The organism is uncultured Sphingomonas sp., from assembly GCF_946477935.1.
Taxonomy (GTDB): domain Bacteria; phylum Pseudomonadota; class Alphaproteobacteria; order Sphingomonadales; family Sphingomonadaceae; genus Sphingomonas.
Genome location: NZ_CAMLAC010000232.1, coordinates 1 through 5,729, shown reverse-complemented (window position 1 = coordinate 5,729; position 5,729 = coordinate 1). Strand labels below are relative to the sequence as shown.

The following is a 5,729-nucleotide window of genomic DNA, read 5'->3' as shown; positions in this document are numbered from 1 at the left end:
CGGGCATATGGGCCATATTGCTCGCCAAGCTTCTGATCGACCTGCTGGACGATGCGCGTGCTTTCGTGCGCAGCAGTCCGGCGATCGCCATCGGCGTGGCGGCAGCGCTCGGCTTCGTGGCCGCGCGCGTCGTTCAGTCCGGCCTGGACCCGCGCGACGCGTGATGCAGGCGTCGTCGCCCATCCGGCCCCCCGCCCCCGCCGTCGCGGGCGATGGAGAGACGCTGACGACGCTGGTCGGGCGGCTGGTCGATGACAGTCGCAACCTCGTCGGGGCGGAAATCGCGCTGTACAAGGCTCGCGGGCTGGAACGCGTGTCGCGTTACAAGTCCGCCGCCGTATTTTTCGTGGCGGCGGGCGTCCTCGCCTTGGCGGGCTTGATTGCGCTGCTCGTCGGACTGATCCTGTCGCTGGCGACATTGGTCGGGCCGCTGGGGGCGACTGCCATCGTGGTCGTCGCGGTGCTGATCATTGCCGGCATTTTGGCGATGGTCGGCAAGTCGCGCATGAAGCAACCTGTCCTGCCGGAGCATGGCGCATGAGCGATGAGCCCGTACGTCACCTCGCGGATGCGGAAGCACAGGCTGCTGCGGCACGCGAGCGGCTGTCACATACGGTCGGGCAATTGCAGGCCCGGCTGGATCCGAAGCTGCTCGCGCGCGAAGCCCGGGAGGCGGGCCTTCAGGCTGCGCGCTCCGGCGTCGACAATGCCCGGCGCAATCCGGGCGTCGTCGCGGGCGCGACCGGACTCCTCGGCTTGTTCCTCGTCCGCAAGCCGCTTTGCCGCCTGCTCCGCCGCCGCCCCAAGAATACTGACATTCCAGCGAAGCACCCCGCGCTGCGGGAAAAGCCCGCTGCCGAGAAGGAGTGATCCATGACCGACACCTCGAACTCCGATACGTCGCACGCCGACCGCACGCAGGCGGCGAAGGACAAGGCCGCGGATGTTGCCCATCAGGCAGCGACGCGGATCGAAACCAACCCGCTCGGCATCCTGGTCGGCGGTCTTGCGGTGGGCGCCCTCGTCGGCGCGCTGATCCCGCGCTCCACCCGCGAGAAGGCGCTGCTCGCTCCGGTGGGCCGCAAGCTCACCGAAACGGTAAAGACCGCAACGCAGGCCGCGCGCGAGGCCGGCATGCAGGAACTGGATCAGCGCGGGCTGACCAAGGATGCTGCCAAGGACCGCGCAAAGTCGATCCTGTCCGACGTGGCGAAGGCGGCAGGTTCGGCTGGAACCGCCGCCGCTCAGTCGGCGCGCCAGCACTAGAGCAAGCTGCGTTGAATCCCCTTCGCTCAGGCCGAACGGATGTGATGATGCAGGTTTAACGCACGATGATCTAGGATCCGTACCGGGAACATGTTTCGCCATGTTCCCGGTAGGGTCAGCAGCAACGATCCGGATAGTCTGCGTGGCGATGGCCTTGCCGGGAAGCGATCCGCTCCATTAGGCTGTCTTCTCTTCCAGGAGACACCATCCCTTGCTTCTCAAGCCCATTTTTGCGCTGCTGCTCGCCGGCACCGCTGCCCCCCTGTTTGCGCAGGCCGTACCGCCCCCCGCCCCGGTCGCCGGCGACAGCCGTGCGGATGTCAGGCTGAAGCGCCTGTTCCACGACAGTGACGAGGCATCGCTTCGCCGCAATCCATTGTCCGGCGTCTATCGCGGCGATCTTCGCCACGTCTCGGGCCTCGCCGACATCTTTTCCGACGCGTACATGACCGCTGAACGCAAAGCGGCCGGGGACGATCTTGCCGCGCTGAACGGGATCGATCGCGCACGCCTCAGCCATGTCGACCAACTGGCTTATGACGTATTCCGGCATCAGGCGGATTTGACCCTGCGCGGCTGGGCGCCGGATCTGGTCGCCATATCCAAATTGCTTCCGCTCGACCATTTCGGCGGTATCCAGGCCTATTACCCCGACGTCGCATCGGCCGAAGGCGCCTCGCCCTTCCGCACCGTGACCGATTACGAGAACAACCTGCGGCGCAATGCGGATTACGCCCGGTTGCTCGACGCGGCGATCGTCCGCTTCCGGCAAGGCATGGCTGCGGGCGTCGTCCAGCCGAAACTGGTCGTGCAGAACATGATCGGCCAGTTTGACAATCTGATCGGCCAGGGTGTCGAAGGATCGTCCTTCTACGGCCCGGTCAAGACCTTCCCCGCCGCGATCCCCCCTGCCGAACAGACGCGCCTTCGCACCGCCTATGCTACCCAGGTCCGCGATGTGATCCTGCCGGCCGAACGCAGGATGCGCGACTTTCTGGCGAGCACCTATCTGCCCGCGGCACGGCCCAGCATCGGCCTGTCCGCGCTGCCCGGCGGCGACCGGCTCTATGCCTATTTGATCGAATCGAATACCACGCTGCCCCTGAAGGCCGAGGAGGTCCACCAACTCGGCTTATCCGAGGTCGCACGTATCCTGAAGGATATGGAGGCACAGCGCCAGGCGGCAGGCTTCAAGGGTACGTTGCCCGCCTTCTTCGCCTATCTGCGCAGCGATCCGCGATTTGCTCCCAAGACGCCGGATGAACTGCGCCGTGCATATGAAGCGATTGCCGCGCGCGTGAATACGCGCATCGCTACGCAATTTTCGCTGGTGCCGAAAACCCGGCTGGAGATCCGCCCGGTGCCCGCGTTCCGCGAAAAGACCGACGCCGGCGGCTCCTATCAAGGCGGCACGCCCGATGGGTCGCGGCCGGGCGTATTCTACTACAACACCTATGATCTGCCCTCGCGCTATACCTGGGGCACCGAGACGCTCTACCTGCATGAAGCGGTGCCGGGTCATCACTTTCAGATCAGTCTCGCGCAGGAAAATACCGCATTGCCCGCGTTCATGCGCTTCGGGGGCAACACCGCCTATGTCGAAGGCTGGGCGCTCTACGCCGAAACGCTGTGGCCGGAACTGGGGTTGGAAACCGATCCTTACCAGCGGATGGGCGGTCTGAGCGACGAAATGCTGCGCGCGATGCGTCTGGTCGTCGACACCGGCATTCATGCCAAGGGTTGGACCCGGCAGCAGGCGATTGACTACATGCTGGCAAATTCGCCAATGTCGCCGACTGACGCGACCGCGGAAGTGGAACGCTACATCGCCATTCCGGGTCAGGCACTGGCATACAAGGTCGGACAGTTGACGATCCTGCGCACGAAGGCGAAGGCAAAGGCGGCGCTAGGCGACCGGTTCGATCCGCGCGGTTTCCATGCCGCGGTTCTCGACAGCGGTTCGCTGCCGATGCCCGTGCTGGAACGCAAGATCGATGAATGGGTAGCGGAGCAGCGATCGGCGAGCTGATACCAGGGCTCGGGGCCGGGTCTTTGCCCCACGACAGCAGGACCCGGCGCCTTACGGTACGTGCCGCTTCTCCAGTTTGCGGGCCAGGGTACGGCGATGCATGCCCAGGCGGCGAGCGGTTTCCGAGATGTTGAAACCGGTTTCGGCCAGCGTTTCGTTGATCCGTTCCCATTCCAGCGTCTTGATCGAACTGGGGCGGTCGGTGATCGCGGTGGTGGCGTCGCCGCTCGCCTTGTGGAATGCGGCCTCGATGTCATCGGTGTTCGATGGCTTGGCAAGGTAGTGGCACGCACCCAGCTTGATCGCCTCTACCGCGGTGGCGATGCTGGCAAATCCGGTCAGCACGACGATCAGCATGTCGGGGTCATGCGCGTGCAGCGTCTTCACGCACGTCAGCCCGGACGCCTGCCCCAGCTTCAGATCCACCACTGCATAGCCCGGCGTCTGCCGCGTCAACACCTCCGCCAGCGCGTCCGGAGACCCCGCGACCGTCACATGATAACCGCGCCGCTCGAACGATCGCTGCAACGTGCGCGCGAACGTCTCGTCATCCTCAACGATTATCAGCGACCGGTCGTCTGCCATGTCTGTCCTCTCGCCTCTTTATCTTACTCTCGCTCAGTGATGCCGATGGTAGATAAGGGCAGCGTCAACGTCACCTCCGCACCGCCCTCCGGGCCGCTTTTGTTGCGCGCCTCGGCCGAACCGCCCAGCTTGCGCATCACCATGGCGGCGAGAAACAAGCCCACGCCGTGCCCTTCGCCTTTGGTGGATTGTGTGGGCTTTCCGAACTGTTCCAAGGTCTGCGGCGTAAAGCCCGGCCCGCGATCGGTCACCACCAGTCGTACCGCGTCGTCCTCACGCCGGACGCGCAGTGCCACCCACTCCGGAGACGCTTCTGCGGCGTTGTCCAGTACATTGACCACGGCCTGCTTTATTGCGGGGTCTGACACGATGCTGGCATCGCCCGCATCACATTGATATTCCAACGTAACGGACGCATTACTCGTTCGCCATCCCGCGACGATCGCGTCGATGAAATCGCCGACATTCGACGCCATCGCCGCCTCTCCCCTCGGCTCCCCGGCCGACTGCAGGATGCGCGTCACGATCGCCTTGCATCGCTGCACCTCCCCCTGCATCTCCGCGATCTCCCCCATCAGCACAGGGTCATCCCGCAAAGCCGGCATCCTCCGCCAGTCGCCCAGGATGACCGACAGGCTGGCCAAGGGTGTCCCGAGTTCATGCGCGGCGCCCGATGCGAGCAGGCCCATGCGGACGATATGCTCTTCTTCGGACGCCTGCTGGCGCAGATCGGCCAAGCGCCCCGCACTGTTGCGCTGATTGCGGCTGATGCGGGTCACGAACAGGATCAACAGCGTCGCGACCAGCGCAAAACCCAGCCAGTTCCCCCAGGTGTGAAGTCCAGCGATTTCGCCGAAAAGCCGGGGCGGATACGCCAGCGGACGGTTGTGGAGCGACAGCAATCCGAAGCACAGGATGGTCAGTCCTGCCAATGCCCATGCGGACCAGCGTTCCAGTAGAACCGCGCCCAGGACGACTTGCACGAGGTACAGGGAGATGAACGGATTGGTGGCGCCGCCGGAGAGGAAGAGCTGTAAGGTCAGCGTGCCGACGTCGAACATCAGGGCGAAGAGGAGTTCGGTGTTCGTTACCCTGTCGAAGCGCAGTCTGACGTGATTGGCGAGGTTGACGATGGCGGCCATGCCAACGACGCCGAGCATCGGCGCGAGCGGCAACGGGACCGCCATGACCTGGCTGACGACGATAATGGTCAGCAACTGCCCCGCCACTGCCAACCAGCGCAGATGAATAAGCTGCCGCATGTTGGCGGTGCCTGCGGCGACGTCTGGGTCGCGGGGGCGCATTGTGAAAGAAAGGATAGGTCGATCGGTCATCGGTGGCCGCGACGGATCGCGATGACGGTCCCCACTGCAGACATCAGGGCCAGCGTGTACCAGGTCAATGCATAGCTGAGATGCGAATTGGGGAATGTCGTCTGGGTCAAACCGGGGATAGGACCACCAGGTACCGTAGGTCCTGAGGCGTCGATGAAGTATGGCGCCACCGGCCCCAGTTCCCTGGCGGCAGCGATCGCGGCGACGTCGCGTGAATACCAGCGATTGGCGGCAGGGTCGTTCGTGCGCAGGAACCCGCCCCCGGGCTCCGTCATGCGGATCAGACCCGTGACGCGAATGATCCCGTCGGGGCGCGCATAACCGGTGCGGGCAGCCACGAAGCCGCGGTTTACCAGAAGGACGAAGCCGGGCGTACGAAGCGGCGTTACCACCCAAAAGCCGGGACCATGGACGGTCACCGCCTGGGTCAGCACGGTGCGGTCATGAAGGAAGCGCCCTTGGGCAAAGACGCGGGTATAGACGTCGTCAGGGCCGGCGGTGCGGGGTGCGGGGAT

7 protein-coding genes and 1 pseudogene are annotated in these 5,729 nt (G+C 64.7%); 5 read left to right on the top strand and 3 right to left on the bottom strand.

What is annotated here, in order from left to right:
- The 5 genes and pseudogenes from Q0U08_RS17245 to Q0U08_RS17225 form a co-directional block, all read left to right on the top strand.
- Positions 1 to 255, top strand: a pseudogene (locus Q0U08_RS17245) (hypothetical protein); the annotation flags it as partial.
- A complete protein-coding gene (locus Q0U08_RS17240) occupies positions 164 to 541 on the top strand; it encodes a phage holin family protein (RefSeq protein WP_298092859.1) in 378 nt (125 codons plus the stop codon). The pseudogene Q0U08_RS17245 and the gene Q0U08_RS17240, both read left to right, overlap by 92 nt.
- On the top strand, positions 538 to 870 hold the full coding sequence (locus Q0U08_RS17235; protein WP_298092858.1) for a DUF3618 domain-containing protein: 333 nt from the start codon (positions 538 to 540) through the stop codon (positions 868 to 870). Before Q0U08_RS17240 ends, Q0U08_RS17235 begins: the two co-directional genes overlap by 4 nt.
- 3 nt (positions 871 to 873) lie before the next feature.
- Entirely contained in the window at positions 874 to 1,266 is a 393-nt protein-coding gene (locus Q0U08_RS17230) for a hypothetical protein (RefSeq protein ID WP_298092855.1), read from the top strand.
- 211 nt (positions 1,267 to 1,477) lie between these two features.
- Positions 1,478 to 3,295 (top strand): DUF885 family protein, encoded by a 1,818-nt coding sequence (locus Q0U08_RS17225; protein WP_298092854.1) that lies wholly within the window; start codon positions 1,478 to 1,480, stop codon positions 3,293 to 3,295.
- Positions 3,296 to 3,346: 51 nt separating this feature from the next.
- Here the strand turns inward: Q0U08_RS17225 and Q0U08_RS17220 are convergent, their stop codons facing one another.
- The 3 genes from Q0U08_RS17220 to Q0U08_RS17210 form a co-directional block, all read right to left on the bottom strand.
- Entirely contained in the window at positions 3,347 to 3,880 is a 534-nt protein-coding gene (locus tag Q0U08_RS17220; RefSeq protein ID WP_298092852.1) for a response regulator transcription factor, read from the bottom strand.
- Between the two features lie 23 nt (positions 3,881 to 3,903).
- Complete coding sequence (locus tag Q0U08_RS17215; protein WP_298092850.1) at positions 3,904 to 5,214, bottom strand: ATP-binding protein; 1,311 nt, start codon at positions 5,212 to 5,214, stop codon at positions 3,904 to 3,906.
- Positions 5,211 to 5,729, bottom strand: a 519-nt coding sequence (locus Q0U08_RS17210) for an SURF1 family protein (protein WP_298092849.1), incomplete at its 5' end; no start/stop codon positions are given. The genes Q0U08_RS17215 and Q0U08_RS17210, both read right to left, overlap by 4 nt.